The organism is Alloalcanivorax balearicus MACL04 (genome assembly GCF_025532145.1).
Classification (GTDB): Bacteria; Pseudomonadota; Gammaproteobacteria; order Pseudomonadales; family Alcanivoracaceae; genus Alloalcanivorax; species Alloalcanivorax balearicus.
In genome coordinates this window covers 51571-75784 of record NZ_ARXS01000020.1, presented here as the reverse complement: position 1 = coordinate 75784, position 24214 = coordinate 51571, and the positions used below count along the sequence as shown (strand labels likewise).

At 59.2% G+C, this 24214-nt stretch carries 36 protein-coding genes; 32 read left to right on the top strand and 4 right to left on the bottom strand.

Going from position 1 to position 24214, the window contains the following annotated elements; all coding sequences use genetic code 11:
- The first annotated feature begins 241 nt into the window (after positions 1-241).
- The 28 genes from rpsJ (at position 242) to rplQ (ending at position 13919) form a co-directional block, all read left to right on the top strand.
- Positions 242-553, top strand: a complete 312-nt coding sequence (rpsJ, locus tag MA04_RS15975; protein ID WP_014996113.1) for a 30S ribosomal protein S10 — start codon at positions 242-244, stop codon at positions 551-553.
- Between the two features lie 57 nt (positions 554-610).
- Positions 611-1246, top strand: a complete 636-nt coding sequence (rplC, locus tag MA04_RS15970; protein ID WP_163125820.1) for a 50S ribosomal protein L3 — start codon at positions 611-613, stop codon at positions 1244-1246.
- A gap of 14 nt (positions 1247-1260) precedes the next feature.
- Entirely contained in the window at positions 1261-1863 is a 603-nt protein-coding gene (gene rplD, locus MA04_RS15965) for a 50S ribosomal protein L4 (protein ID WP_014996111.1), read from the top strand.
- Positions 1860-2156: a 50S ribosomal protein L23 gene (rplW, locus tag MA04_RS15960; RefSeq protein ID WP_014996110.1), complete on the top strand. Its 297-nt coding sequence runs from the start codon at positions 1860-1862 to the stop codon at positions 2154-2156. The genes rplD and rplW overlap by 4 nt, the downstream gene beginning before the upstream one ends.
- Positions 2157-2175: 19 nt before the next feature.
- On the top strand, positions 2176-3000 hold the full coding sequence (gene rplB / locus MA04_RS15955; protein ID WP_163125818.1) for a 50S ribosomal protein L2: 825 nt from the start codon (positions 2176-2178) through the stop codon (positions 2998-3000).
- A gap of 22 nt (positions 3001-3022) precedes the next feature.
- Entirely contained in the window at positions 3023-3298 is a 276-nt protein-coding gene (gene rpsS / locus MA04_RS15950) for a 30S ribosomal protein S19 (RefSeq protein ID WP_014996108.1), read from the top strand.
- 10 nt (positions 3299-3308) lie between these two features.
- Positions 3309-3653: a 50S ribosomal protein L22 gene (gene rplV, locus MA04_RS15945; RefSeq protein WP_014996107.1), complete on the top strand. Its 345-nt coding sequence runs from the start codon at positions 3309-3311 to the stop codon at positions 3651-3653.
- Between the two features lie 4 nt (positions 3654-3657).
- A complete protein-coding gene (gene rpsC / locus MA04_RS15940) occupies positions 3658-4350 on the top strand; it encodes a 30S ribosomal protein S3 (RefSeq protein WP_022995843.1) in 693 nt (230 codons plus the stop codon).
- Positions 4351-4363: 13 nt separating this feature from the next.
- Positions 4364-4777: a 50S ribosomal protein L16 gene (gene rplP / locus MA04_RS15935; RefSeq protein ID WP_014996105.1), complete on the top strand. Its 414-nt coding sequence runs from the start codon at positions 4364-4366 to the stop codon at positions 4775-4777.
- Positions 4778-4780: 3 nt separating this feature from the next.
- Positions 4781-4972 carry a 50S ribosomal protein L29 gene (gene rpmC, locus MA04_RS15930; RefSeq protein WP_163125816.1) on the top strand — a complete coding sequence of 64 codons (192 nt, stop codon included), beginning with the start codon at positions 4781-4783 and terminating at the stop codon, positions 4970-4972.
- 2 nt (positions 4973-4974) lie between these two features.
- Complete coding sequence (gene rpsQ, locus MA04_RS15925; RefSeq protein WP_022995842.1) at positions 4975-5244, top strand: 30S ribosomal protein S17; 270 nt, start codon at positions 4975-4977, stop codon at positions 5242-5244.
- Positions 5245-5296: 52 nt separating this feature from the next.
- The gene (rplN, locus tag MA04_RS15920) at positions 5297-5665 is read left to right on the top strand and encodes a 50S ribosomal protein L14 (protein ID WP_014996102.1); all 369 of its coding nucleotides are present in this window, start codon (positions 5297-5299) and stop codon (positions 5663-5665) included.
- A gap of 15 nt (positions 5666-5680) precedes the next feature.
- Positions 5681-5995, top strand: a complete 315-nt coding sequence (gene rplX / locus MA04_RS15915; RefSeq protein ID WP_014996101.1) for a 50S ribosomal protein L24 — start codon at positions 5681-5683, stop codon at positions 5993-5995.
- A 13-nt stretch (positions 5996-6008) separates the two neighbouring features.
- Positions 6009-6548, top strand: a complete 540-nt coding sequence (gene rplE / locus MA04_RS15910) for a 50S ribosomal protein L5 (RefSeq protein ID WP_022995840.1) — start codon at positions 6009-6011, stop codon at positions 6546-6548.
- A gap of 11 nt (positions 6549-6559) precedes the next feature.
- Positions 6560-6865 (top strand): 30S ribosomal protein S14, encoded by a 306-nt coding sequence (rpsN, locus tag MA04_RS15905; protein WP_014996099.1) that lies wholly within the window; start codon positions 6560-6562, stop codon positions 6863-6865.
- Positions 6866-6891: 26 nt separating this feature from the next.
- Positions 6892-7284 (top strand): 30S ribosomal protein S8, encoded by a 393-nt coding sequence (gene rpsH, locus MA04_RS15900; RefSeq protein ID WP_014996098.1) that lies wholly within the window; start codon positions 6892-6894, stop codon positions 7282-7284.
- A 30-nt stretch (positions 7285-7314) separates the two neighbouring features.
- A complete protein-coding gene (gene rplF / locus MA04_RS15895; RefSeq protein ID WP_022995837.1) occupies positions 7315-7848 on the top strand; it encodes a 50S ribosomal protein L6 in 534 nt (177 codons plus the stop codon).
- A 17-nt stretch (positions 7849-7865) separates the two neighbouring features.
- Positions 7866-8216, top strand: coding sequence for a 50S ribosomal protein L18 (rplR, locus tag MA04_RS15890; RefSeq protein WP_014996096.1), 351 nt, complete (start codon positions 7866-7868; stop codon positions 8214-8216).
- Positions 8217-8228: 12 nt separating this feature from the next.
- Entirely contained in the window at positions 8229-8726 is a 498-nt protein-coding gene (gene rpsE / locus MA04_RS15885; RefSeq protein WP_014996095.1) for a 30S ribosomal protein S5, read from the top strand.
- 23 nt (positions 8727-8749) lie between these two features.
- On the top strand, positions 8750-8932 hold the full coding sequence (rpmD, locus tag MA04_RS15880) for a 50S ribosomal protein L30 (protein ID WP_014996094.1): 183 nt from the start codon (positions 8750-8752) through the stop codon (positions 8930-8932).
- A 3-nt stretch (positions 8933-8935) separates the two neighbouring features.
- On the top strand, positions 8936-9370 hold the full coding sequence (gene rplO / locus MA04_RS15875) for a 50S ribosomal protein L15 (protein ID WP_163125812.1): 435 nt from the start codon (positions 8936-8938) through the stop codon (positions 9368-9370).
- A gap of 13 nt (positions 9371-9383) precedes the next feature.
- The gene (gene secY, locus MA04_RS15870) at positions 9384-10766 is read left to right on the top strand and encodes a preprotein translocase subunit SecY (RefSeq protein WP_014996092.1); all 1383 of its coding nucleotides are present in this window, start codon (positions 9384-9386) and stop codon (positions 10764-10766) included.
- A gap of 36 nt (positions 10767-10802) precedes the next feature.
- Positions 10803-10919, top strand: coding sequence for a 50S ribosomal protein L36 (gene rpmJ, locus MA04_RS15865; protein ID WP_008928865.1), 117 nt, complete (start codon positions 10803-10805; stop codon positions 10917-10919).
- A gap of 114 nt (positions 10920-11033) precedes the next feature.
- Entirely contained in the window at positions 11034-11390 is a 357-nt protein-coding gene (gene rpsM, locus MA04_RS15860; protein WP_163125810.1) for a 30S ribosomal protein S13, read from the top strand.
- Positions 11391-11412: 22 nt separating this feature from the next.
- On the top strand, positions 11413-11811 hold the full coding sequence (rpsK, locus tag MA04_RS15855; protein WP_014996090.1) for a 30S ribosomal protein S11: 399 nt from the start codon (positions 11413-11415) through the stop codon (positions 11809-11811).
- Positions 11812-11827: 16 nt separating this feature from the next.
- Positions 11828-12454 carry a 30S ribosomal protein S4 gene (gene rpsD, locus MA04_RS15850; protein ID WP_163125808.1) on the top strand — a complete coding sequence of 209 codons (627 nt, stop codon included), beginning with the start codon at positions 11828-11830 and terminating at the stop codon, positions 12452-12454.
- Positions 12455-12474: 20 nt separating this feature from the next.
- Positions 12475-13482: a DNA-directed RNA polymerase subunit alpha gene (locus MA04_RS15845; protein ID WP_163125806.1), complete on the top strand. Its 1008-nt coding sequence runs from the start codon at positions 12475-12477 to the stop codon at positions 13480-13482.
- A 50-nt stretch (positions 13483-13532) separates the two neighbouring features.
- Complete coding sequence (gene rplQ / locus MA04_RS15840) at positions 13533-13919, top strand: 50S ribosomal protein L17 (protein ID WP_014996087.1); 387 nt, start codon at positions 13533-13535, stop codon at positions 13917-13919.
- 85 nt (positions 13920-14004) lie between these two features.
- Here rplQ and MA04_RS15835 read toward each other — a convergent pair whose 3' ends face one another.
- Positions 14005-14208, bottom strand: a complete 204-nt coding sequence (locus MA04_RS15835) for a CopG family transcriptional regulator (protein ID WP_163125804.1) — start codon at positions 14206-14208, stop codon at positions 14005-14007.
- A gap of 80 nt (positions 14209-14288) precedes the next feature.
- On the opposite strand from MA04_RS15835, the gene dauA reads away from it, so the two are divergent.
- The 3 genes from dauA (at position 14289) to MA04_RS15820 (ending at position 17199) form a co-directional block, all read left to right on the top strand.
- Entirely contained in the window at positions 14289-16004 is a 1716-nt protein-coding gene (gene dauA, locus MA04_RS15830; RefSeq protein ID WP_163125802.1) for a C4-dicarboxylic acid transporter DauA, read from the top strand.
- Positions 16005-16124: 120 nt separating this feature from the next.
- Positions 16125-16661, top strand: a complete 537-nt coding sequence (locus tag MA04_RS15825; RefSeq protein WP_163125800.1) for a ferritin-like domain-containing protein — start codon at positions 16125-16127, stop codon at positions 16659-16661.
- A gap of 67 nt (positions 16662-16728) precedes the next feature.
- Positions 16729-17199, top strand: coding sequence for a GyrI-like domain-containing protein (locus MA04_RS15820; protein ID WP_262461511.1), 471 nt, complete (start codon positions 16729-16731; stop codon positions 17197-17199).
- A gap of 58 nt (positions 17200-17257) precedes the next feature.
- Here the strand turns inward: MA04_RS15820 and MA04_RS15815 are convergent, their stop codons facing one another.
- The 3 genes from MA04_RS15815 to MA04_RS15805 all read right to left on the bottom strand — a co-directional run bounded on the left by MA04_RS15815 (position 17258) and on the right by MA04_RS15805 (position 22588).
- On the bottom strand, positions 17258-18559 hold the full coding sequence (locus MA04_RS15815; protein ID WP_163125796.1) for a glycerophosphodiester phosphodiesterase family protein: 1302 nt from the start codon (positions 18557-18559) through the stop codon (positions 17258-17260).
- Between the two features lie 423 nt (positions 18560-18982).
- A complete protein-coding gene (gene uvrA, locus MA04_RS15810; protein ID WP_163125794.1) occupies positions 18983-21808 on the bottom strand; it encodes an excinuclease ABC subunit UvrA in 2826 nt (941 codons plus the stop codon).
- 132 nt (positions 21809-21940) lie between these two features.
- Complete coding sequence (locus tag MA04_RS15805; protein ID WP_014996079.1) at positions 21941-22588, bottom strand: LuxR C-terminal-related transcriptional regulator; 648 nt, start codon at positions 22586-22588, stop codon at positions 21941-21943.
- Between the two features lie 231 nt (positions 22589-22819).
- Between MA04_RS15805 and MA04_RS15800 the strand changes: the two genes are divergently transcribed.
- Positions 22820-24187, top strand: a complete 1368-nt coding sequence (locus tag MA04_RS15800; RefSeq protein ID WP_163125788.1) for an MFS transporter — start codon at positions 22820-22822, stop codon at positions 24185-24187.
- Positions 24188-24214: the final 27 nt, after the last annotated feature.

The window sequence follows — 24214 nt, the reverse complement described above, 5'->3', positions numbered from 1 at the left end:
CGTTGGCGCCGGCGTGGTGGCCAAGATCGTAGAGTAAGATAATTCGAGGCCGGGGCTTGCCCCGGTCTCCTTTTGTCTATATACTTTGCGCCCTCTTTCCAGTGTTAATGCTGAAAAGGGCACGATCAACCGGGGCATCGTTCCCGGGCTTGTTTTGACACCCACCTCCTTCGGATGAGAAGGATGGGCGGGCTTTTTGCCATCTAAAGTATGGTTCGAAACAGTCTGGAGTTTGTTAGCTATGGCTAGCCAGAGAATCCGAATCCGTCTCAAGGCTTTTGATCATCGCCTGATCGATCAGTCCGCCCAGGAGATCGTGGATACGGCAAAACGCACGGGTGCGCAGGTACAGGGTCCGATCCCTCTGCCCACGCGTAAAGAACGGTTTACGGTGCTGGTCTCTCCGCACGTTAACAAAGATGCGCGGGATCAGTACGAGATCCGTACCCACAAGCGGATGGTGGACATCGTGGAGCCCACGGACAAGACCGTGGACGCACTGATGAAGCTGGATCTGGCCGCTGGTGTGGATGTGCAGATCAGCCTGGGATAACTCAGCCTGAGACAACAACGTGCGGCCTGGCCGCAACAGGTTGTGAAGAGGTAGACAATGGCGATTGGTGTAATCGGTCGAAAATGCGGGATGACCCGGGTGTTCACTGAAGACGGTGTCAGTGTTCCGGTGACCGTGATTGAAGTGTCCCCGAATCGGGTGAGCCAGATTAAGACCGAAGAGACAGATGGCTACGAGGCCGTGCAAGTGACGGTAGGCGAGCGCCGGGCAAATCGAGTGACCAAGCCGATGGCGGGTCACTTCGGCAAAGCGGGCGTCGAAGCTGGCCGCACGGTGGGTGAATTCCGCGCTCCGGCGGGCGACTTGCAGGTGGGCGGTGAGCTGACCCTGGAAGTGTTCGAAGCTGGCCAGATCGTGGACGTGACCGGTACCTCTAAAGGTAAAGGTTTCGCCGGTACGGTTAAGCGTTGGAATTTCCGTACTCAGGACGCCACTCACGGTAACTCTCTGTCCCACCGCGCTCCGGGTTCCATCGGTCAGAACCAAACCCCGGGCCGCGTATTCAAGGGCAAGAAAATGGCGGGCCACATGGGTGCCGAGCGTGTGACGGTTCAGAATCTGGAAGTCGTGCGCGTGGACGTGGAAAAGAATCTGTTGCTGGTTAAGGGTGCGGTCCCCGGCGCGGCCGGTGGTGATGTAATCGTGATCCCGGCAGTGAAGGCGAAGGCCTGAAAGAGGAATAGAGGATGAATCTCAATACCGCCTCTGGAGGTACCGTTACTGTGTCTGAAGTCGCCTTCGGCAAAGACTTCAACGAGCCTCTGGTTCATCAGGTTGTGACTGCATACCTGGCGGGTACCCGTCAGGGTTCCAAAGCGCAGAAAAGCCGCTCTGATGTCAGTGGTGGTGGTCGTAAGCCCTGGCGGCAGAAAGGCACCGGTCGCGCTCGCGCCGGTACCATTCGTAGCCCGCTGTGGCGTGGCGGCGGCAAAACATTTGCCGCGGTACCCCGCGACCACTCACAGAAAGTAAACCGCAAAATGTACCGTGGTGCGCTGCGTTGCATTTTGTCCGAGCTGGTTCGCCAGGAACGCCTGGTTGTGGTGGACGACTTCTCCGTCGACACCCCGAAAACCAAGCAGGTGGCCGCCAAGCTCAAGGATCTGAACCTGAGCAATGTTCTCATCGTGACTGATGATGTGGATGAGAATCTGTATTTGGCAGCTCGTAACCTGCCGAAGGTCGACATCCGCGATGCCAGCGGTGTGGATCCGGTCAGCCTGATCGCCTTTGACAAGGTGTTGGTGACCGTGCCGGCTCTGAAGAAGCTTGAGGAGGCGCTGGCATGAACAAAGAGCGCATTTTAAAAGTGCTGCTTGCACCGCACTTTTCCGAAAAGGCTACCGACGCGACCGAGAGTAGCAATGCCTTCGCTTTCAAAGTGGCAAAAGACGCCACCAAAGCGGAAATCAAGGCTGCCGTGGAAGCTCTGTTCGAGGTCAAGGTGCGCAACGTTCGAACTCTGAACGTGAAAGGCAAGCGCAAGTTCTTCGGTCGTGTCGCGGGTAAGCGTAGCGACTGGAAGAAGGCCTACGTGTCCCTTGAACAAGGCCAGGATATCGACTTCCTGGGCGCTGAGTAAGGTAAGGGAGTAAGTAATCATGGCGATTGTTAAGACCAAGCCGACTTCTCCGGGCCGCCGCTTTGTTGTAAAGGTGGTCAACGAGGAGCTGCACAAAGGTGCTCCCTACGCGCCCTTGCTGGAAGCCAAGGCCAAGAATGGCGGCCGTAACAACAACGGCCGTATCACCACCCGTCATAAAGGTGGTGGTCACAAGCAGAAATACCGCGTAGTGGATTTCCGTCGTAATAAGGACGGTGTTCAGGGTGTGGTGGAGCGTCTGGAATACGATCCGAATCGTTCCGCGCACATCGCGCTGGTGAAGTATCTGGATGGCGAGCGTCGTTACATTTTGGCGCCGAAAGATCTGAAAGCCGGCGCCCGCGTTCAGTCCGGCGAAGATGCTCCGATCAAGGTGGGCAATGCTCTGCCGCTGCGCAACATTCCGCTGGGTTCCACGATTCACAATGTGGAACTGAAGCCCGGTAAAGGTGGTCAGCTGGCTCGCTCCGCGGGTACCTCTGTCCAGCTGCTGGCGAAGGATGGGCAGTATGTAACCCTGCGTTTGCGCTCCGGCGAAATGCGTAAGGTGCACGCTGAGTGTCGCGCCACCATCGGGCAAGTATCCAACAGCGAGCACAGTCTGCGCTCGCTGGGTAAGGCCGGCGCAACCCGCTGGCGCGGTGTTCGTCCCACTGTTCGCGGTGTGGCCATGAACCCCGTGGATCACCCCCATGGTGGTGGTGAAGGGCGTACGTCCGGTGGCCGTCATCCGGTAACCCCCTGGGGTGTACCGACCAAGGGCCACAAAACCCGTACCAACAAGCGCACCTCCAAGATGATTGTGCGCGACCGTCGTAAGTAAGGGATAGAGAGAGGTTCAGGCTGTGCCACGTTCACTGAAAAAAGGTCCGTTTCTGGATCACCACCTGTTGAAGAAGGTGGAAGAAGCGGTGGAAGCCGGCTCCCGTAAGCCGATCAAAACCTGGTCCCGTCGCTCCATGATCATCCCGGAGATGGTGGGTTTGACCATCGCGGTACATAACGGCCGTCAGCATGTTCCGGTATTGGTTTCCGAGCACATGGTGGGCCACAAGCTGGGCGAATTCGCCCTGACCCGTAACTTCCGCGGGCATATCGTGGACAAAAAGGCTAAGCGATAAGGTGACAGCCATGGCGACTGAAGTTGCAGCCCGTCTGCGGGGCGCAAGAATTTCGGCTCAGAAAGCCCGCCTGGTGGCCGACCAGATCCGAGGTCTGGAGGTGGAAAGGGCGTTGAATGTTCTCGCCTTTAGCCCCAAGAAGGCGGCCAAGATTGTTAAGAAGGTGCTGGAGTCCGCGATTGCTAACGCGGAAAACAACGACGGCGCCGATGTGGATGAGCTGAAAGTATCCACCATCTACGTGGATGAAGGCATGTCGATGAAGCGTATTCGGCCTCGCGCGAAAGGGCGGGCGGATCGCATTCTCAAGCGTACCTGCCACATCACTGTAAAAGTCTCGGAAGGTCAGGAGTAACCAGATGGGTCAGAAAGTTCATCCGATCGGTATTCGTCTGGGCATCGTCAAGGAGCACAACTCCCTGTGGTATGCGGGTCCCAAGACCTATGCTGACTGCCTGGTAACCGATCTCGAGGTGCGTGAGTATCTGTTCAAGCGCCTCAAGAATGCCTCGGTGAGCCGAATTAAAATCGAGCGTCCGTCCGAAAACGTTCGCATCACCATCTCCACGGCTCGTCCGGGGATCGTGATCGGCAAGAAGGGCGAGGACGTTGAGCGCCTGCGTCGCGACGTAGCTGCCAAGATGGGTGTGCCGGTGCACATCAACATCGAGGAAGTGCGTAAGCCCGACGTGGATGCCCGTCTGGTAGCCGATAATATCGCTGGCCAGATCGAACGCCGCGTTATGTTCCGCCGCGCTATGAAGCGTGCGGTGCAAAACGCGCTCAAGGCCGGTGCCGAAGGTATTCGGGTCCAGCTTTCTGGTCGTCTGGGTGGTGCCGAGATTGCTCGTACGGAATGGTACCGTGAAGGTCGCGTGCCGCTGCATACTCTGCGTGCGGACATCGATTACGCCAACGTGCGTGCTGAGACCACCTACGGAACCATCGGTGTGAAGGTCTGGATCTTCCGTGGCGAAGTGCTTGGTGGCATGGAGCAGGTTCAGGAAGAGCAGAAGCAGTCCAAGGGCGCGAAAAAGCGCGGCCGTGGTTAAAAGGTAACGAACGATGTTGCAGCCGAAGCGTACCAAATTCCGGAAAATTCATAAGGGCCGTAACCGTGGCCTGGCACAGCGCGGCAACAAGGTGTCTTTTGGCACCATCGGCCTGCAGGCCACCGGCCGTGGCCGGATCACCGCGCGTCAGATCGAAGCGGCTCGTCGGGCCATGACCCGTCACATCAAGCGTGGCGGTAAGATCTGGATTCGGGTCTTCCCCGATAAGCCGATTACCCAGAAGCCGCTCGAAGTGCGGATGGGTAAAGGTAAAGGTAGCGTGGAGTACTGGGTAGCCCAGATTCAGCCGGGTCGCATGCTCTACGAAATGGAAGGTGTTTCCGAAGACGTGGCGCGTGAAGCGTTCCGTCTGGCCGCAGCCAAGCTGCCGGTCAGCACCCGTGTCGTGACTCGGACGGTGATGTAAGCCATGAAAGCGAGCGAACTGAAAGAAAAGAGTGTTGAGCAGTTGCGCGAGCAGCACCTTGAGCTGCTGGAACAACAGTTCAAGCTGCGCATGAAGAGAGCATCCGGTCAGCTTTCCCAAACCCATCAGCTTGGGACGGTCCGCCGTGATATTGCACGTGTGAAGACCATTCTGCGGGAAAAACAGGGTAACTAATCATGGCAGAGGCGAAACAGAAACTGCGCCGGACCGTTACCGGTAAAGTGATTTCCAGTAAAGGTGATAAGACCATCACCGTATTGGTTGAGCGCCGGGTACAGCACCCCATTTATGGCAAAATCATCAAGCGTTCTACCAAACTGATGGCTCACGATGAGCAAAACCAGTGTGGCGAAGGCGACTTGGTCACCATCGAAGAATGCCGTCCGCTGTCCAAGCGTAAAAGCTGGATGCTGGTCAGCGTAGTGGAGCAGGCCGTCAAGGCCTGATGAGAGAATGCTGTGGCTGCCTGCACAGGGCAGGAGTTGGAGAGAGTAAGCGATGATTCAGACCGAAACCATGCTCGAAGTCGCCGATAACAGCGGCGCTCGTCGAGTGCAGTGCATCAAGGTGCTGGGTGGCTCCCACCGCCGCTATGCAGGCATTGGTGACATCATCAAGGTCACAGTAAAGGAAGCGATTCCGCGTGGTCGTGTTAAAAAAGGCGACGTGATGAGCGCTGTCGTGGTACGTACCCGTCGTGGTGTGCGTCGCCCCGATGGTTCTGTGATTCGTTTTGACGAAAACGCCGCGGTCCTGTTGAACAACAACAAGGCTCCGATCGGCACCCGGATCTTTGGGCCGGTGACCCGTGAACTGCGTAATGACCAGTTCATGAAGATCATCTCCCTGGCACCGGAAGTTCTTTAAAGGCGGGTTAAGGCAATGCTCAAGATCAAGCGCAATGACGAAGTCATCGTAATCGCGGGCAAGGACAAAGGTAAGCGGGGCCAGGTGCAGCGCGTGCTCCCTAACGGCCGCCTTCTTGTCTCCGGTGTGAACATGGTGAAAAAACACGTTCGCGCCAACCCTAACCGCGGTATTCAAGGTGGCATTGTTCAGCAGGAAGCGGGTATTCACGCTTCCAATGTGGCCATCTGGAATGCGAAGGCCCAGAAGGCCGATCGTGTCGGCGTCCGTTTCGAGGACGGCAAAAAAGTGCGGTTCTTCAAGTCCAACGGCGAAGCGCTGGACGCGTGAGGTTAGGTGAACCATGAGTGATCTGAAGAAGGTTTACAACGAAGAGATTGTGCCGAAACTCCGCGATGAGTTCGGTTACAAGAACGTCATGGAGGTGCCCCGCATCACCAAGATCACCCTGAACATGGGTGTGGGTGAAGCGGCCGCTGACCGGAAGGCGATCGAAGGTGCGCTGTCGGATATGACCGCCATCGCCGGTCAGAAGCCGCTGGTTACCAAGGCGCGTAAGTCCGTGGCGGGCTTCAAGATCCGTGAAGGTTGGCCGATTGGCTGCAAGGTGACCCTGCGTAACCGTCGTATGTACGAGTTCCTGGAGCGCCTGGTATCCGTGGCAATCCCGCGTGTCCGTGACTTCCGGGGTCTGAACCCGAAGTCCTTTGACGGCCGTGGCAATTACTCCATGGGTCTGCGGGAGCAAATCGTGTTCCCGGAAATCGATTTCGACAAGGTCGACAAGCTGCGTGGTCTGGATATCACCATCACCACCACAGCCAAGACCGATGACGAAGCACGGGCGCTGCTGCGCGCCTTCAACTTCCCGCTGAAAGGCTAAGAGGATTTGTCATGGCAAAGGTCTCTATGAAAAACCGGGAGGCGAAGCGCGCCAAGTTGGTTCAGCGTTACGCCACCAAGCGTGCCGCGCTGAAAGCGGTTATCCAGGATCCCAACGCGGAACCCGAAGCGAAGTGGGAGGCTCAGCTGGAGCTGCAGAAGCTGCCGCGGGACTCTTCTTCGGTTCGCCAGCGTAACCGCTGCCGCATTACCGGCCGTCCGCATGGTTACTACCGCAAATTCGGCCTGAGCCGCATTAAACTGCGTGAAGCGGCGATGCGTGGTGACGTTCCCGGGCTGGTTAAATCCAGCTGGTAAGCAAAGAGTAGCGGAGCAACTGCAGCATGAGCATGCAAGATACCCTGGCGGATATGTTTACCCGTATTCGCAACGCGCAAATGGCTCGTAAAGTCGAGGTGGAGATTCCGTCCTCCAAGGCCAAGGAAGCCATTGCCAAGGTACTGACAGAAGAAGGTTACATCGACGGTTACGCGGTGTCTGACGACGCCAAACCGACGCTGACCGTTCAACTGCGTTATTTTGAAGGCCAGCCGGTGATCGAGAAGATCGCTCGGGTGAGCCGTCCGGGCCTGCGTGTGTACAAAGGCGCCGGTGAGATTCCCAAGGTGAAAGGTGGCCTGGGTGTGATGATCGTGTCCACCAACCAGGGCATCATTTCCGATCGGGCCGCCCGCCAGGCGAATGTCGGCGGCGAGCTGATCTGCGAAGTGTCCTAAGGTTTTGGTGTAGACGGATTAGGTGCAGCGATGTCTAGAGTAGCGAAAAATCCGGTTAACCTGCCCAAAGGGGTCGAGGTAGCTATCGACGGCCAGAAGGTGACCGTGAAAGGGTCCAAGGGTAGCCTGGAGCACCAGGTGCACGATTTGGTGGAAGTGGCCGTGGATGACGGCGTGTTCTCCGTCAAACCCCGTGAGGAGTCTCAGCAAGCCTGGGCCGTGGCCGGTACCACACGTGCTCTGGTCAATAACATGGTCACCGGTGTCTCCGCGGGCTTCGAACGTCGCCTGCTGCTGAACGGCGTTGGTTACCGTGCTCAGGCACAGGGCAAGACGCTGAATCTGACGCTGGGCTTTTCTCATCCGGTAGCCTACGAGCTGCCCGAAGGGATCACCATTGAGACCCCGAGTCAGACGGAAATCGTCATCAAGGGTATTGATAAGCAGCTGGTGGGCCAGGTGGCCGCCAATGTTCGGGGCTTCCGCCCGCCCGAGCCCTACAAGGGCAAAGGGGTGCGCTATGCTGATGAGCAAGTGCGCCGTAAGGAAGCCAAGAAGAAATAATCGTTGAGACTGAAGCCATGATGGACAAGAAAGTTGCACGTCTGCGCAGGGCAAAGCGTACTCGCCTGAAGATTCGTGAGCTGGGCGAGCTTCGTCTTTCCGTGCATCGCACTCCGCGCCATATTTACGCGCAAATCATCAGCACCGCTGGTGATCGTGTGCTGGCCTCCGCGAGCACAGTGGAAAAAGACCTGCGTGCTGGCGCGACGGGTAATTCTGAAGCCGCCGCTAAAGTTGGCGAGTTGATCGCTCAACGCGCTAAAGAGGCGGGTATCGAAAGCGTGGCCTTTGACCGTTCCGGTTTCCGTTATCACGGCCGGGTCAAGGCGCTGGCGGATGCCGCACGCGAAAACGGGCTTAAATTCTAAGGGTACTTGGTTATGGCGAAAGTTGATCCCAACGAAGGTCTCCAGGAGAAGCTGGTTCAGGTGAACCGGGTTGCCAAGGTGGTGAAAGGCGGCCGTATTTTCGGCTTCACTGCTTTGACCGTGGTGGGTGACGGTAATGGCAAAGTGGGTTTCGGTCGCGGTAAGGCCCGCGAAGTGCCCGCCGCCATCCAGAAGGCCCTGGAAGCTGCCCGTCGCAACATGATCCAGGTGGAGCTCAACGGCACCACCATTCAGCATCCGATCAAGGCTCGGCACGGCGCCTCCAAGGTGTTCATGCAGCCGGCCAGCGACGGTACCGGTGTCATTGCCGGTGGTGCCATGCGCGCCGTGCTGGAAGTGGCCGGTGTCCAGAACGTGCTGGCCAAGTGCTATGGTTCCACCAACCCGGTGAATGTGGTTCGCGCCACCTTTGAGGGTTTGAAAGCGATGGCCTCCGCCGAATCCGTTGCCGCCAAGCGCGGTAAAACGGTCGAAGAGATCCTGAGCTAAGCGCAGACAGACGGAACGTAACGATGGCTGACAAGATCAAGGTAACGCAGGTAAAAAGCACCAACGGCCGGCTGGAAAAGCACAAGGCCTGTGTGCGTGGTCTCGGTCTGCGCCGTATTGGCCATACCGTTGAAGTTGAAGACACCCCTGCGGTACGCGGCATGATTAACAAAGTCGCGTACATGGTGCGGGTAGAGGGAGAATAAGCGATGCGTTTGAATGATCTGCATCCCGCTGAAGGTTCCCGTCCGGCCCAGAAACGGGTTGGCCGCGGTATCGGCTCCGGTCTCGGTAAAACGGGTGGTCGTGGCCATAAAGGTCAGAAATCCCGTTCCGGCGGCACCGTGAAGCCCGGGTTCGAAGGTGGTCAGATGCCGCTGCAGCGTCGTGTGCCGAAGTTCGGTTTCACGTCCAAGCTGGCAATGGCGACCGCCGAAGTACGCCTGGAAGAGTTGGCGAAGGTGGAAGGCGACGTGATCGACCTGGCCTCTTTGAAAGCCGCTGGCGTGATTCGTTCTGACAAGAAGCGCGCCAAGATTGTACTGCGCGGCGGTATTGACCGTGCCGTGACGGTGCGTGGCGTGGCGATCACCAAAGGTGCCCGCGAAGCGGTGGAAAAAGCCGGCGGTAAAGTCGAGGAATAACAGGAACCGGGCTATGGCCAAGAACCGTGCACAAACGCTTAACAGTGGTGCCGTCGCAGCCAGCGGTGGCGCTACTCGGGAGTTATGGCGTCGTATCGGATTCCTGCTTGGGGCCCTGCTGGTGTTCCGGATCGGGGCGCATATTCCGGTACCGGGTATGAACCCGGACATGTTGGAACAGATGTTCAACCAAAACCGGGACACCATCCTCGGCCTGTTCAACATGTTCTCCGGTGGCTCTTTGGAGCGAATGAGTATTTTTGCACTTGGCATCATGCCGTACATTACCGCGAGCATCGTGATTCAGTTGATGACCGCGGTAGTGCCCAGCCTTGAGCAACTGCGCAAGGAAGGGGAGCAGGGTCGCCGCAAGATTACTCAGTATACCCGTTATCTGACCGTCGCCCTGGCGCTGGTGCAGTCTTTCGGGGTGTGCGCGGGCCTGAAGAGCCAGGGGATTACCCTGTTGCCGGAAGGTGCCGACAGCATGCAGGTGGCGAGCTTCTATTTTGTGGCCGTGACCTCGTTGGTGACTGGAACGATTTTCCTGATGTGGCTGGGTGAGCAGATCACCGAGCGGGGCATCGGGAACGGCATTTCCATGCTGATTTTCGCTTCCATCGTGGCCGGTTTGCCGGGTGCGGTGGCGCAGACCTTCGAGTCCGCCCGTCAGGGCGAACTGGGACTGCTGGCCATGTTGATGGTGTTTCTGGTGGCCGTGGCGGTGATTTTCGGTGTGGTGTTCGTGGAGCGCGGTCAACGCCGCATTACCGTGAACTATGCCCGACGTCAGCAAGGCCGCCGGGTATACGCGGCGCAGCAAAGCCATTTGCCACTGAAAGTGAACATGGCGGGTGTGATCCCGGCGATTTTTGCCAGTTCCATCCTGCTGTTTCCGGCGTCACTGACCCAATGGTTCAGTGATTCCAACCCGGATTCCTGGTGGGGGATGACCCTGCGCCGGGTTAGCGATGCGCTGTTACCGGGTACGCCGCTGTACATTCTGTTGTTTACGCTGGCGATCATGTTCTTCTGCTACTTCTATACGGCGTTGGTATTCAACCCGAAGGACGTGGCGGACAACCTGAAGAAATCCGGGGCTTATATCCCGGGTATTCGCCCCGGTGAGCAATCAGCACGTTACATCGATACCGTGATGGGCCGTCTGACTCTGATCGGTGCCGTGTACATGACGCTGGTTTGTCTGTTGCCGCTGGGGCTGCAGGCGATCTGGAATGTACCTTTCTATCTGGGCGGTACTTCGCTGCTGATCGTGGTAGTCGTAGTGATGGACTTTTGGGGCCAGGTGAATTCCCATTTGATGTCCACTCAGTACGAAAAACTGATGAAGAAAGCCAACCTGAAAGGGTATGGCGGCACCGGTCTGGTGCGTTAACGGGGCCTTAGCGGCCGAGATAGTGAGGCGAGTGCGATGAAAGTTCAGGCTTCTGTAAAGAAGATCTGCCGTAACTGCAAAGTGATCCGCCGCAAAGGCCGGGTCATGGTGATCTGCAGTGCCGAGCCGCGGCACAAGCAGCGTCAGGGTTAATTGGCGAGCTTCTTTCCTAGAGATTGGTTGAAATTCAGTCGGTGTAACGCTAGACTCTCCCGCCTTTCGGCGCCAGAGACTGGCGATACCGCTTTGTGAATCGGAGATATTCGGATGGCCCGTATTGCAGGCGTAAACATCCCGGACAACAAACATACGGTGATTTCCCTCACCTATATTTTCGGGATCGGCCGCACTCGTGCTCGCGAGATTTGCGAGCAGACCGGCATTGCGCCGGAGGTTAAGATTCGTGATCTGTCCGGCGATCAGCTGGACGCGATCCGTGCGGAGGTTGCCAAGGTTTCCACGGAGGGCGACCTGCGTCGGGAAATCAACATGAATATCAAGCGGTTGATGGACCTGGGCTGCTACCGTGGCATCCGTCATCGTCGCGGCTTGCCGCTGCGCGGTCAGCGCACCAAAACCAACGCCCGCACCCGTAAGGGCCCGCGGAAACCGATCCGCAAGTAAGTCCTGAATTTGGATAGGCATCATGGCTAAAGCGAAAAGAGACAGTGGCGCACGTCGGAAGAAGGTAACGCGGACCGTTGCGGATGGCATCGCTCACGTACACGCTTCTTTCAATAACACCATCATTACCATCACTGATCGTCAAGGCAACGCGTTGTCCTGGGCGACCTCTGGTGGCGCGGGTTTCCGTGGCTCTCGTAAGAGCACCCCGTTCGCGGCCCAGGTGGCTGCCGAAAACGCCGGAAACGCCGCCAAGGACTACGGCTTGAAGAATCTGGAAGTGCGGGTGAAAGGCCCGGGTCCGGGTCGCGAGTCTTCCATTCGGGCGCTGAACGCCTGTGGTTACAAGATTACCCATATTCAGGACGTGACGCCGATTCCGCACAATGGTTGCCGTCCGCCGAAGAAGCGCCGCGTGTAACGGGAGTTAGAGCAAGATGGCAAGATATCTCGGTCCCAAGTGCAAGCTTTCCCGTCGTGAAGGCACTGACCTGTTTTTGAAGAGCGGCATCCGTCCGCTGGAATCCAAGTGCAAGGCGGAGCAACCTCCGGGTCAGGCCGCCGCCGGTCGCCGCCCCAGTCGCCTGTCCGACTACGGCGTGCAGCTGCGTGAAAAGCAGAAAGTGCGTCGTATGTACGGCGTGCTGGAAAAGCAGTTCCGTAGTTACTACAAGAAGGCGGCCCGCGCCCGTGGCGCCACCGGTGAAGTGCTGCTGCAACTGCTGGAAGGTCGTCTCGACAATGTGGTTTACCGCATGGGCTTCGGCGCTACCCGCTCGGAAGCGCGTCAGCTGGTATCCCACCGTGCGATCCTGGTTAACGGTCAGTCCGTTAACATTCCGTCCTACCAGATCAACGCCGGTGATGTGATCACCGTGCGTGAGAAGTCCAAGAATCAGCTGCGTGTGAAAAACGCCATGGAGCTGGCTCAGCAACGCGGCTTCCCGACCTGGTTGGAAGTGGACGAGAAGAAGCTCGAAGGTACTTTCAAAGCGCTGCCGGAGCGCATTGATCTCCCCGCTGAGATCAATGAAAACCTGATCGTCGAGCTGTACTCCAAGTAAGGACTGCCTGAGGGATCTCTATGACCGCCGTGAACGAATTTCTCACGCCCCGCTCGATCGCGGTCAACGCGATCAGCGAGACCCACGCCAAGGTTGTGCTTGAGCCGCTGGAGCGGGGTTTTGGGCATACGCTGGGCACGGCGCTGCGCCGCATCCTGTTGTCCAGCATGCCGGGATGCGCCATCACTGAAGTGGAGATCGATGGCGTACAGCACGAATACTCCACCATTGACGGTATTCAGGAAGATGTGATCAACATCCTTCTGAACCTCAAGGGTGTGGCTCTGAAGATGGAAGACCGGGAAGAAGCGGTCCTGGAACTGGTCAAAAAAGGCCCGGGTGACGTGACCGCTAATGACATCCAGCGTGATCACAGCGTGGAAGTTGTTAACCCGGAGCACCTGATCTGCACCATCACCGGTGACACCGAACTGCGTGTCCGCATGAAGGTGGAGAAAGGTCGGGGTTATGTACCCGCGGACAGCCGTCGCGGCGATGACGACGAAACCCGTGGCATTGGCCGTCTGCAACTGGACGCCAGCTTCAGCCCCGTGCGCCGTGTCGCCTACGTGGTGGAGGCTGCCCGGGTGGAGCAGCGGACCGACCTGGACAAACTGGTTATCGACCTGGAAACCAACGGGACCATTGATCCCGAGGAAGCCATTCGTCGCGCGGCCACCATTCTGCAACAACAGATCGCGGTATTCGTCGATCTGGAGCAGGATGCCAAGCCCGAGCCGAAACAGGAGCGGGAGGAAGTTGATCCCATCCTGCTGCGTCCGGTGGATGATCTGGAACTGACGGTACGTTCCGCCAACTGTCTGAAAGCCGAGAACATTTACTACATCGGTGATCTGGTACAGCGCACCGAGGTAGAGCTGCTGAAAACGCCGAACCTCGGCAAGAAGTCGCTCACCGAGATCAAGGATGTGCTGGCTTCCAAAGGGTTGGCGCTGGGCATGCGTCTGGAGAACTGGCCGCCGGTCAGTCTCCGTGATGATGACCGACTGAACACCAAATTGCGCTAATTGAGTTGTCGTGGACGCTGTGAAGCGCCCTTGAAGATAGGAATAGAACCATGCGTCATCGCAAGAGCGGCAGAAAACTGAATCGGAACAGCTCACATCGTCAGGCCATGTTCCGTAACATGGCGGTGTCGCTGTTGGAACACGAAGCGATCAAGACCACCTTGCCGAAGGCAAAGGAGCTGCGTCGTGTTGCTGAGCCCCTGATCACTCTGGCCAAGGAAGATTCCGTGGCCAACCGTCGCCTGGCGTTCAGCCGGACCCGGTCCAAGGAAGTGGTGGGTAAGCTGTTCAACGAACTGGGTCCGCGTTACAAAGCGCGTCCGGGCGGCTATGTGCGGATCCTGAAAATGGGCTTCCGTGCCGGCGACAACGCCCCGATGGCCTATGTGGAACTGGTGGATCGTCCCGAGCCGGGTGAAGCCGCCGACGCTGAATAAAAGCGTAGCCTTCCGCATCAACAAAAAAGCCGGGTTTATCCCGGCTTTTTTGTGTCCGCCATCCCTGGCGGCGATCCTTTTACGATCACTTGTGATCGTCCTCTTCCTGGTCTGGAAAGGCGTTCGCCTGTTCCAGCCAATCCGGCCCCAGTTGCGCCTGAACATACTCCCGAATGAATTGTCGGACTTTCTGTGATGGCGTTACGTCCTCGCGGGCACAAAGCTGCTCGAACGCGCGCTTTTTGCGAGGATCAATAAGAAGGGTGAGGCGTGCAGTGCGTTTTTCCATGTTAATTTGATTAACATTGAGTGAATGTTGAAGAGGAATATAATGCTCATTTCATTTCTCTTCAATGGGATCGAATCCTTATGTCGCACCGTCGCTATCTGTTCTCGTTGAAAATAGGTTATGCGCTGCGGGAGTGCGTGGCGGAGGGCTACGGTGCGGAGGCGCTGAGAAAGGACCTGGTCGCCGGGCTCACAGTCGGTGTCATCGCCATTCCCTTATCCATGGCGCTGGCCATTGCCAGCGGGGTGCCTCCCCAGCACGGGCTGTACACCGCCATTATCGCCGGCTTTCTGATTGCCTTGACCGGTGGCTCGCGCTTCAGCGTCTCGGGCCCGACCGCCGCCTTTGTGGTGATCCTTTATCCCGTGGCGCAGAGTCACGGTTTGCCCGGATTGCTGATGGCATCGGTGTTGGCCGGCGTCATGCTGCTTCTGATGGCGCTGTGCCGCCTGGGGCGGCTGATCGAATACATTCCCCAGGCGGTGACGCTGGGTTTCACCGGGGGAATCGCGGTGGTGATCGCGACCCTCCAGCTCAGTGATTTCCTTGGACTTAATAGCGGACCGGCGCCGGAAGGTTATCTGCAAAAGTGGGCGGCGCTGATTCAGTACTTGCCGGGACTGCATGGCCCCAGCCTGTTGGTGGCGTCGGTTACGCTGGCGACCCTGATCCTCTGGCCGCGTCTTAGAACGCCGCTGCCCGCTCATTTGCCTGCGGTCTTGATCGGCTCTCTGCTGGCCTGGGGGCTCAGCCGCTACCAATTGCCGGTGGAGACCCTGGGCTCCCGTTTCAGTTTCCTGCTGCCGGATGGCTCCCGGGGGTACGGAATCCCATCGGTACTACCGGCCTTCGACTGGCCCTGGAATCATGGTGTTGGCGGTGGTGACAGCCATCTCTGGTCATGGGCGTCTTTACGGGAACTGGTGCCGGCGGCTTTTGCCATCGCCATGCTGGGAGCCATTGAGTCGCTACTGTGCGCGGTGGTCCTGGACGGTATGTCGGGTAAGCGCCATAGCGCCAATAGTGAACTGTTGGGGCAGGGTATTGGTAATCTGGTGGCACCGTTTTTTGGCGGGATCACCGCCACCGCGGCGATCGCCCGGTCCGCCGCCAATTTCAAAGCGGGAGCCAGGTCGCCGGTGGCCGCCATGATCCATGCTCTGGTGGTGCTGCTGGGGATGGTGGCATTGGGGCCCTGGCTGGTCTATTTGCCGATGCCGGCCATGGCGGCGCTGCTGATGATGGTGGCCTGGAACATGAGTGAGGCTCACAAGGCGGTGCGTCTGCTCCGTCGTGCTCCCCTGGGCGAGGTGCTGGTCTTCCTGACCTGTTTTTCCCTCACGGTCTTCCTGGATATGGTGGTGGCCATTACCGTGGGGGTACTGCTGGCCGCTTTGTTGTTCATGCGTGAAATCGCCGCCATGACGCGGATCTCCGACATTACCAATTCGCCCCGGTTGCGGGACTACCAGGTCCCGGCGCAGTGGGGCGTGCTCAAAATCGTGGGACCGCTGTTCTTCGCCGCCGCCGACCGTGTCTTCGCCGAAGCCGACGCACTGGCTGCCGGACGGTCCGGTGTGGTGCTGTATATGGATGGGGTATCGGTGCTCGACGGTGGCGGTGTTTCCGCTCTGCAGGGCTTTGTCGATCGTTGCGCCTCCCTCGGGTGTCAGGTAGTGGTGGCGGATCTGGGCTTCCAGCCTCTCAAGACCCTGGCCCGCGCCGGTATGGAGCCGCAGCCGGGACAGTTGAGGTTCTCTCCGAGCCTTGATGAGGCTCTGAAGACGCTGACCTGAGCGGCCGGCGGGGCCCTGACTTTACGCAATTTTGCGTTCTTCCCTCTTGTGTTCCCCGACGGTGGGGAGCATCACTAGTCAGACCCAGGTTCCCATGTCTGAAATCAGCAGGGAGGTATCATGAGCGACAAACAACCATTTCTGACCGATATCAAAACATTGCGTGAGCGGGCCCGTAAGCACATCGAACAGGGGGCCGTGACCGAAGGTTACAACGCGGACCGTACTCAGGTGATCGAGCTGTTGAACGCGGCTCTGGCCACGGAAATCGTCTGTACGCTGCGTTACAAGCGGCACTACTATATGGCGGATGGATTGAACGCCAGTATCGCCGCCGCGGAATTCCTCGAACATGCCCAGCAGGAACAACAGCACGCGGACTGGCTGGCCGAGCGTATCGTGCAGTTGGGAGGGGCGCCGAATTTCTCCCCCGAAGGCCTGCAAAGCCGGTCCCATGCGGAATACGTGGAAGGGGAGACTCTCAAGGATATGGTGCGCGAGGATCTGATTGCCGAGCGGATCGCCATTGACAGCTATCGTGAGATCGCCTCCTATCTGGGCGACAAAGACCCCACCACCCGCCGTATCATGGAAGAGATCCTGGCCCAGGAGGAAGAGCACGCCGACGATATGGCGGCGATTCTGGAAGCGCTGTGATTTCTTTCCACGGGGCGCCGGCCGGAGAGCCGGCGCCGCTTACGCCGACGTCGTAATGGAGATATCTATGACCGAGCCCCGTGTGGTGAAACAACCCGGCCGAATTGTCGCCGGCATCCAGATACGCACCAGCAATGAGCTTGAAATGCGGCCGGATGACGCCCGCATTCCCCGCTTGTGGCAAAGCTTTGAAAGCGAAAAACTGAATGAGGTGATTCCGGATAAGGCGGCGGGCTCCCCGGTGTATGGCGTTTACACCGAGTACAGCAGTGGCGTGGACGGCGAGTACAGTGTGCTGGCCGGTGTCGAAGTCACTGACGAGGCCAAGGTGCCGGAAGACTACATCACAGCGGTACTCAATGCGGGCGACTATCTGGTTTTTGAAGGGCAGGGGCAACTGGACCAGATCGTTCCGGAAACCTGGGCGCGAGTATGGGCCTATTTCGAGTCTGCTGACGCCCCGGAAAGGACTTTCGAGACGGACTATGAGATCTACGAGAGCACCGACAAGGTCACCCTCTACGTAGGGATCCGTTAATCAGCCATTGGCAGGTGTCAAACGGGAGCCAGGCCTTGGCCCGACTCCCGTGGTGTTCTTACAAGCCCATGCAATTGGCGTAGAAGGTGGTGGTGGCGGGCCAGTCGGAGAAGACCGCGGCAACCCCTACGTCCCGGGCCAGCACGTCCAGCAGTGTCAGCGTGTCGCCATCATTGTTGATGGCCTCATTGACGCTCTGATAATACCAGCCGCCTCCCGAGGCCAGTGGACCGGAACGTTCCAATGACCAGGCAATCAACTGCAAGCCGGCGGCGCGGGCGGCCCGAGCGTATTCGCTGGGGACGATTTGGTTGCTGGCATCGGTGGTGACCAGCATCCACAGCGGCGGCGCCAGATAATTCACGCCCTGACCGGCCAGGGTGGCCATGTCCGGTTCCCAGGTGCCGGGGTTTTGCGGGTCCAGCCCGCTGCTGTCACGCTCATCCAGATAAACCGCCTGGCGGCCATAGGCCGGCTCGGCGCTGATCCAGTAGAGCACATCGTCCAGATTGAAGGATTGGGGGAACACCTGGCGTGGTGAGACGCCAGCTTCCTTGTATTCGTTGATCAATTGCTGGGCATACTGTTCCTGGGTGTAGTCCCCGTCGTAGGGCATGGGGACGCTGGGTGCCTTGAGTTCCGGCGTCATCTTCACACCCAGTTCCCGGAACAGCGCAATGCTCTCCTTGTGGCTCATCAAAGTGCCGTTCTGGCTGTAGAGATCGGTACGCCAGCCCGGTGTGGCCGCCATGTATTCCTCCACCGTGGTGGCATCGGGATTGCCGGCGTCCATCTTGCCTTCAAGGCTCTTGAATTCTTCCAGGGTCAGATCACTGGTACAGCAGCTCACATTGCTGAAGTCGTACTCTCCGTTGCCCAGCGGCACCGGCGGGCTGCTGCATTTGCCGGCCAGATCGGTGGCCAGGATGTTGGTGGTGGTGTGCAGGTCGCACTGGGAATGGCGGCAAACCAGTTCCTTATCCCGGGTGAAGGCGACATCGCATTCCAGAATACCGGCGCCCATGCGAGCCGCGGCCCGATAGGATTCCTCGGTATGTTCCGGGAACTGTAATGGGGCACCTCGGTGGCCGATGGACCAGTCAGTGCGCCGTTGCGGGCGTTTCCGCTCGGCACAGGACTGCAGGCGCTGCTTCAACGGGCCCGGGTCCATATCGTCCACCAGATAGTAGGGGCGCGGCCCCAGTTCCACCGCGCCGGCGACATGGGCAGGGCGGTGGCGGTCGGGACCGTGATCGGCACCGTGGCCATAACCGTTGCCTTTGCCGTTGTTGGCACAAGCGGCGGTAGCCAGACCGAGCAGGGACAGGGCAAGCATGGAACGAGTCAGGGTCGAACGCATGGTGGGAACTCCCTTCTTGAGTTATTGGGGGGGACTTCCCAACCTAGAAGTGTTCTATGACGATCCGGTTAGCGTCGTCTCCCCGCCCGGACCGGATGTCTGAAGTGTGCACTGCGTCACGATCCTCCGGGAGAAGGGGCCTTTCAGGGCAGGGGGTTCCATCCAGACCCGCTGCGAGTGAACTTCGGCGTTCTGGGCTTCAACAACGACGAACCTTTCTGGAAAGGGAGAGGGTGCCCTCCATCCCGGTGTGGTGGTTTGCTCGCGGTGGAAAGGACATCCGTATTCGTCGCCGGTCACCTCGAAGTGGAACCGTGCCAGGCCTTTGTGGGACGCTGCTTCACGGCGTTCCGCAAAGGCCTGGCACGGCTCCGCTGTCTCTGATGGAGGGTAAGGCCGTTTTCCGCTAAAGCGCGATGAACCTTATTTTTTCCCCAGTAGAGGTTTCAGAAAGCGTCCGGTGTGGCTGGCTTTGACCTTGACCACCTGTTCCGGGGTGCCCTCGGCGATGATCTCGCCGCCGCCGTCACCGCCCTCCGGGCCGAGATCAACGATCCAGTCGGCGGTCTTGATCACGTCCAGGTTGTGTTCGATCACGACGATGCTGTTGCCGTGGTCGCGCAGCCGATTGAGTACGTCCAGCAGTAGCTGGATATCCTGGAAATGCAGCCCGGTGGTGGGTTCGTCGAGAATGTAGAGGGTGTTGCCCGTGTCGCGACGGGACAGTTCCCGCGCCAGTTTCACCCGCTGCGCCTCGCCGCCGGACAGGGTGGTGGCGGCCTGGCCCAGCTTGATGTAACTCAGACCCACGTCCAGCAGTGTCTGCAGACGCCGTTGCAGGGCCGGCACTGCGTCAAAAAACTCACGACCTTCCTCTACGGTCATGTCCAGCACTTCGTAGATGTTCTTGCCCTTGTAGGTGATTTCCAGGGTTTCCCGGTTGTAGCGTTTGCCTTCGCACACCTCGCAGGGAACATAGATGTCTGGCAGAAAGTGCATTTCCACTTTGATCACGCCGTCGCCCTGACAGGCCTCGCAGCGGCCGCCCTTGACGTTGAAGCTGAAGCGGCCGGGCTTATAGCCCCGTGACCGGGCTTCCTGGGTGCCGGCGAACAGCTCCCGCACCGGTGTGAAAATGCCGGTGTAAGTGGCCGGGTTGGAACGCGGGGTGCGGCCGATGGGGCTCTGATCGATATCCACTACCTTGTCGAAGTGGTCCAGACCCTTGATCTCCCGGTACGGAGACGCGCGCAGGGTAGTGGCCTTGTTCAGGCGGGTAGCGGCCACCGGGTACAGGGTGTGGTTGATCAAGGTGGACTTGCCGGAACCCGAGACGCCGGTAATGCAGGTGAACAGGCCCACCGGCAGTTTGAGATGAGCGTCTTTGAGGTTATTGCCGCTGGCGCCGGTGAGCTCCAGCCAGCGGTCGTTGGCGGCGACCCGTTTTTTTGGCACGGCAATGGCGCGCCGGCCGGACAGATAATCGCCCGTCAGGGACCGTGGATTGCTAGCCACGTCTTCCGGCTTGCCCTGAGCCACAACCTGCCCACCGTGCACGCCGGCGCCGGGGCCAATGTCGATGACATGGTCCGCCATACGAATGGCGTCCTCGTCATGCTCCACCACCAGCACGGTGTTGCCGAGATCACGCAGCCGGGTCAGGGTGCTGAGCAGGCGCTCGTTGTCGCGTTGGTGCAGGCCGATGGAGGGTTCGTCGAGCACATACATCACCCCTACCAGGCCGGCGCCGATCTGGCTGGCCAGGCGGATACGCTGGGCCTCACCGCCGGACAGGGTCTCGGCGCTGCGCTCCAGGGTCAGATAGTCCAGGCCGACATTGACCAGAAACTGCAGACGATCGCGGATTTCCTTGAGAATCTTCTCGGCGATTTCGCCCCGGCTGCCGGCCAGTTTCAACTGATCGAAATAGTCGAACGCCTTGCCCACCGCCATGCGTACCACCTGGGGCAGCGTGATCTCGTCGATGAACACATGCCGGGCGGCTTCCCGAAGCCGGGAACCGTGACAGCTCGGACAGGTGGACGTGGACAGGTAAGTGGCCAGGTCCTCGCGTACCGCCTCCGATTCGGTTTCCCGGTAGCGACGCTCCATGTTGGGGATGATGCCCTCGAACGGATGGTTGCGGCTGATGATGTCTCCGCGGTCGTTGAGGTAGCGGAATTCCACGTTTTCCTTGCCGGTACCGTAGAGGATCTTCTTGCGAACGGCTTTGCTCAGCTTCTTGAACGGCACGTCCATATCGAAGCCAAGGCTGTCCGCCAGAGAGGTGAGCATCTGGAAGTAATAAACGTTGCGGCGATCCCAGCCGCGAATCGCGCCCTCGGCCAGAGACAGTTCATCACTGGTGATGACCTTGTCCTCGTCGAAGAACTGTTTGACGCCAAGACCGTCGCAGCTCGGGCAAGCGCCGGCCGGGTTGTTGAACGAGAACAGGCGCGGTTCCAGTTCCGGGATGGAGTAGCCGCAGTGCGGGCAGGCGAACTTGGCGGAGAAGGTGGTTTCATCGCCCTTGCCGTCCATGGGGGCGATCACTGCGATGTCATCCGCCAGGTGCAGGGCGGTCTCGAACGATTCGGCCAGACGGTTCTGCAGATCCGGGCGAACCTTGAAGCGATCCACCACCACTTCGATGGTGTGCTTCTTGTTTTTGTCCAGGGTGGGGGTGTCGTCCATATCGTAGATGAGGCCGTTCACCCGCGCCCGCACGAAGCCCTGGGCACGCAGTTCATCGAACAGATGAAGATGCTCGCCTTTCTTCTCCCGCACCACCGGCGCCAGCAGCATCAGCCGGGCGCCGTCTTCCATGGCGATCACCTGATCCACCATCTGACTGATGGTCTGGGCCGCCAGCGGCGTATCGTGCTCGGGGCAACGCGGCTCGCCCACCCGGGCGAACAGCAGACGAAGATAGTCGTAGATCTCGGTAATGGTGCCCACGGTGGAGCGCGGGTTATGGCTGGTGGACTTCTGTTCGATGGAGATCGCCGGACTCAGCCCTTCGATGTGGTCGACATCAGGCTTTTCCATCATCGACAGGAACTGCCGGGCGTAGGTGGACAGTGACTCCACATAGCGGCGTTGCCCTTCCGCGTAGAGCGTATCGAACGCCAGCGATGATTTGCCGGAACCGGACAGGCCGGTGATCACCACCAGCTTGTCCCGTGGAATGTCCAGATCCACGTTTTTCAGGTTATGGGTACGGGCACCGCGCACCAGAATGGTATCCATGGGTACTGCCACCTACTGTCAAAATGAACAGTGGAGTATAGGGGAAATGATATGAAGGAGAAAAGAAATGAACGGCCGGACGGCAATGCCGTCGAAAGGGCCGACACGCCGATGCGTGTCAGCCGGGGCGGATTACAGGTTTTCCTGGGCCCAGTTCACGGCCTGCAGGCGGTTGGAGGCGTTGATCTTTTTGAAGATGTTGTAGATGTGGGTCTTGATAGTGTGCGGGCTGAGGTTCAGAGCAGTGGCGATTTCAGAGTTCTTGGCGCCGGTGGCCATCACCTTCAGCACTTCCACTTCGCGATCGGTCAGGTTCACCTCGCTGCGTGAGAAGGTCTTGTTGAAAGCGCGGCTCTTCACCAGGTATTGCTGCAGCACCTTACGCGGGAACCACAGTTCGCCTTCGAAGATCGCCTTGATGCCCTTGGTCAGCAGACCCTGGGGGCAATCGTGCAGGAAACCGCCGTTGACCATCGGCAGCCCGGCCAGGCGCGACAGGGAAGCATCGTCGTCCACATTGAAGACGCCGGTGAGCACGTCGCAATCCAGGCGCTGATCCACGGCCAGGAGGTGATTGATGACGTCGTTGACGTCCACCGAGTGGTAATCCACCAGGAACAGGTTCTGCTCCGCTCCTGCGAGATCGTCTTCGGCTACCATGTCGACCGTTTTCACGGCGGTGGCGGGAATGGACTCCTTAGCGAGAAACTCGGTAAGCAGGGCGTTTTGCAGGTGCTGGTTACCAACCACGTACACCTTCTGAGCGGGGATTTTATCCATGGAGTCTTCCGTGATGCGCTGAGGCTATCGGAGTGGCTACGAAAAATACCGTATTGTGCAAAAATCTATCACCCCTGGCGGGGCGGTTCAATTTGCTATTGCCTTAAGTGACAAGGTTTTACAGGTTCGAGCTTGACCAGGGGACCGCCGAGACGTTTTGTCCCCGCCCGGTGCCGGGGGAATCTGATACACTTGCCGCCCCCTAACCAGTCGCACCGGTTGCCAATCACCATGACGGACGAGTCCACCGCCGCCCTGCGGCGCACGGAAATCAGTACCAGCAGCTCTCTGGCCGCGATTTTTGCCCTGCGCATGTTCGGGTTGTTCATGATCCTGCCGATCTTCGCCGTGTTCGGTGGGCAGCTCGAGGGCGCCACGCCACTATTGATTGGTACCGCCATCGGCGCCTACGGCCTGATGCAGGCGTGTCTGCAGATCCCCTTTGGCATGCTCTCGGACCGCTTCGGGCGCCGCCCGATGCTGCTGATCGGCCTGGCCCTGTTCATGGCCGGCGGGGTGGTGGCGGCGCTCAGCGACACCATATACGGCGTCATCCTGGGGCGCGCCCTGCAAGGATCCGGCGCCATTGCCAGCGTCATCATGGCGTTGATTGGCGATGTAGTGAGCGAGCGCAACCGCACCAAGGCCATGGCCCTGATCGGAATGTCGGTGGGCGGTTCCTTTATTCTGGCGCTGATTCTGGGACCGCTGCTGGCTCACTGGCTGGGGCTCAGCGGTCTGTTCTGGCTGACCGTGGCGCTCGGTGCCGTGGCGTTGCTGGTGGCGTTGCGGGTGCCGGCGCCCAAGGTCATGCTCGATGAGGCCCTGCCGCCATCGCAGCGGTTCCGGCAAGTGCTCGGTAGTCCGGACCTGCGCCGTCTGGATCTGGGCATCCTGGTGTTGCACCTGACCATGACCGCGTCCTTCGTGGTGCTGCCCAAATTATTGCAAACCCGGCTCGGTTTGAGCCTGGATCAGCATAGTCTGTTGTACCTGGTGGTTCTGGTGGCCGGTTTCCTGGCCATGATTCCGTTGATCATCGCCGCGGAGCGCCGTGGCGCGGTGCCGATCAAAAGAGCGGCGGTGGCTCTGCTGATCGTCGCCGAGGTGTTGCTGGCGGTGGCGGGCGAGACCCTGTGGCACTTCGTGCTGGCCCTGTTTGTCTATTTCATGGCCTTCAACCTGCTGGAGGCCCTGCTGCCCTCCATGGTTGGCCGCGCCGCGCCGGCCGGCACCCGTGGCACCGCCATGGGCGTGTATTCCACCAGCCAGTTCCTCGGCGTGTTCATCGGCGGTCAACTGGGCGGTGCCCTGTTTCAGTGGGTGGGCGCCGAGGCGGTTTTCTATGGGTGCGCCGCCATGGCGCTGTTCTGGTTGTGGCGTCTGGTCGGCATGAAGGAACTGCCAAAGCTCGATAACCGGGTCATTCAGCTGAACCCCGCTGACGACCCGCGCCATACGGTGGAGCGGCTGCGTGCCGTGCCTGGCGTGCTGGAAGCGGTGGTGGTCGCCGAGAAGCATCTGGCCCTGCTGAAGGTGGATAACCAGCTGCTTGACGAGCGCGCGCTCCAGGCCCTCGCCGCCGAAGGGCAAAACTGACAGAATACCTGTTTATCCAGTTACGCC

Coding starts and splice junctions, on each gene's coding strand:
- rplV (WP_014996107.1), top strand. CDS start 3,309: ATGGCGACTGAAGTTGCAGCCCGTCTGCGGGGCGCAAGAATTTCGGCT.
- rpsK (WP_014996090.1), top strand. CDS start 11,413: ATGGCTAAAGCGAAAAGAGACAGTGGCGCACGTCGGAAGAAGGTAACG.
- rpsJ (WP_014996113.1), top strand. CDS start 242: ATGGCTAGCCAGAGAATCCGAATCCGTCTCAAGGCTTTTGATCATCGC.
- rplX (WP_014996101.1), top strand. CDS start 5,681: ATGCTCAAGATCAAGCGCAATGACGAAGTCATCGTAATCGCGGGCAAG.
- MA04_RS15815 (WP_163125796.1), bottom strand. CDS start 18,559: ATGCGTTCGACCCTGACTCGTTCCATGCTTGCCCTGTCCCTGCTCGGT.
- MA04_RS15835 (WP_163125804.1), bottom strand. CDS start 14,208: ATGGAAAAACGCACTGCACGCCTCACCCTTCTTATTGATCCTCGCAAA.
- rplW (WP_014996110.1), top strand. CDS start 1,860: ATGAACAAAGAGCGCATTTTAAAAGTGCTGCTTGCACCGCACTTTTCC.
- rplP (WP_014996105.1), top strand. CDS start 4,364: ATGTTGCAGCCGAAGCGTACCAAATTCCGGAAAATTCATAAGGGCCGT.
- rpsM (WP_163125810.1), top strand. CDS start 11,034: ATGGCCCGTATTGCAGGCGTAAACATCCCGGACAACAAACATACGGTG.
- rpsH (WP_014996098.1), top strand. CDS start 6,892: ATGAGCATGCAAGATACCCTGGCGGATATGTTTACCCGTATTCGCAAC.
- secY (WP_014996092.1), top strand. CDS start 9,384: ATGGCCAAGAACCGTGCACAAACGCTTAACAGTGGTGCCGTCGCAGCC.
- rpmD (WP_014996094.1), top strand. CDS start 8,750: ATGGCTGACAAGATCAAGGTAACGCAGGTAAAAAGCACCAACGGCCGG.
- rplR (WP_014996096.1), top strand. CDS start 7,866: ATGATGGACAAGAAAGTTGCACGTCTGCGCAGGGCAAAGCGTACTCGC.
- rplF (WP_022995837.1), top strand. CDS start 7,315: ATGTCTAGAGTAGCGAAAAATCCGGTTAACCTGCCCAAAGGGGTCGAG.
- rpmC (WP_163125816.1), top strand. CDS start 4,781: ATGAAAGCGAGCGAACTGAAAGAAAAGAGTGTTGAGCAGTTGCGCGAG.
- MA04_RS15845 (WP_163125806.1), top strand. CDS start 12,475: ATGACCGCCGTGAACGAATTTCTCACGCCCCGCTCGATCGCGGTCAAC.
- rplD (WP_014996111.1), top strand. CDS start 1,261: ATGAATCTCAATACCGCCTCTGGAGGTACCGTTACTGTGTCTGAAGTC.
- uvrA (WP_163125794.1), bottom strand. CDS start 21,808: ATGGATACCATTCTGGTGCGCGGTGCCCGTACCCATAACCTGAAAAAC.
- rpmJ (WP_008928865.1), top strand. CDS start 10,803: ATGAAAGTTCAGGCTTCTGTAAAGAAGATCTGCCGTAACTGCAAAGTG.
- MA04_RS15800 (WP_163125788.1), top strand. CDS start 22,820: ATGACGGACGAGTCCACCGCCGCCCTGCGGCGCACGGAAATCAGTACC.
- rpsD (WP_163125808.1), top strand. CDS start 11,828: ATGGCAAGATATCTCGGTCCCAAGTGCAAGCTTTCCCGTCGTGAAGGC.
- rpsE (WP_014996095.1), top strand. CDS start 8,229: ATGGCGAAAGTTGATCCCAACGAAGGTCTCCAGGAGAAGCTGGTTCAG.
- rpsN (WP_014996099.1), top strand. CDS start 6,560: ATGGCAAAGGTCTCTATGAAAAACCGGGAGGCGAAGCGCGCCAAGTTG.
- rpsC (WP_022995843.1), top strand. CDS start 3,658: ATGGGTCAGAAAGTTCATCCGATCGGTATTCGTCTGGGCATCGTCAAG.
- dauA (WP_163125802.1), top strand. CDS start 14,289: ATGTCGCACCGTCGCTATCTGTTCTCGTTGAAAATAGGTTATGCGCTG.
- rplC (WP_163125820.1), top strand. CDS start 611: ATGGCGATTGGTGTAATCGGTCGAAAATGCGGGATGACCCGGGTGTTC.
- rplQ (WP_014996087.1), top strand. CDS start 13,533: ATGCGTCATCGCAAGAGCGGCAGAAAACTGAATCGGAACAGCTCACAT.
- MA04_RS15805 (WP_014996079.1), bottom strand. CDS start 22,588: ATGGATAAAATCCCCGCTCAGAAGGTGTACGTGGTTGGTAACCAGCAC.
- MA04_RS15825 (WP_163125800.1), top strand. CDS start 16,125: ATGAGCGACAAACAACCATTTCTGACCGATATCAAAACATTGCGTGAG.
- rplE (WP_022995840.1), top strand. CDS start 6,009: ATGAGTGATCTGAAGAAGGTTTACAACGAAGAGATTGTGCCGAAACTC.
- rplN (WP_014996102.1), top strand. CDS start 5,297: ATGATTCAGACCGAAACCATGCTCGAAGTCGCCGATAACAGCGGCGCT.
- rplO (WP_163125812.1), top strand. CDS start 8,936: ATGCGTTTGAATGATCTGCATCCCGCTGAAGGTTCCCGTCCGGCCCAG.
- MA04_RS15820 (WP_262461511.1), top strand. CDS start 16,729: ATGACCGAGCCCCGTGTGGTGAAACAACCCGGCCGAATTGTCGCCGGC.
- rpsQ (WP_022995842.1), top strand. CDS start 4,975: ATGGCAGAGGCGAAACAGAAACTGCGCCGGACCGTTACCGGTAAAGTG.
- rplB (WP_163125818.1), top strand. CDS start 2,176: ATGGCGATTGTTAAGACCAAGCCGACTTCTCCGGGCCGCCGCTTTGTT.